Source organism: Pantoea sp. SIMBA_079 (assembly GCF_046940275.1).
Taxonomy (GTDB): domain Bacteria; phylum Pseudomonadota; class Gammaproteobacteria; order Enterobacterales; family Enterobacteriaceae; genus Pantoea; species Pantoea borealis.
The window spans coordinates 1-240 of record NZ_JAWRYR010000857.1 but is presented as its reverse complement, the minus strand read 5'-3'; the positions used below and the strand labels follow the sequence as shown (position 1 = coordinate 240).

The 240-nt window shown below is 62.5% G+C and carries 1 protein-coding gene; it reads right to left on the bottom strand.

The window, feature by feature from the left end; genetic code table 11:
- Positions 1-201, bottom strand: a 201-nt coding sequence (locus SB719_RS22360; protein WP_412160064.1) for a divergent polysaccharide deacetylase family protein, incomplete at its 3' end; no start/stop codon positions are given.
- Between the last annotated feature and the right edge of the window lie 39 nt (positions 202-240).

Here is a 240-nt window from a genome sequence, read left to right as displayed (position 1 = left end):
CGTATTGCGACCGGGATTGACGCGCGGATAATCGAACGGCTCCATCGGCAATTGCAGCACAAGTTCATGACCGTTTTGCCGTGCTGCCTGCATCCAGCGCTGCAAACTGTTGCCCTGCGGCGCAAAACCGAGCGTGACCTCCTGCGGCAGCTTGTCGATTGCCTCCATGCTGCCCGTCTGGGAAAGCCCGAGACCGCCAATGACAAGCGCAATCCGCGCACCGCGCGCGCCAGACCAGCC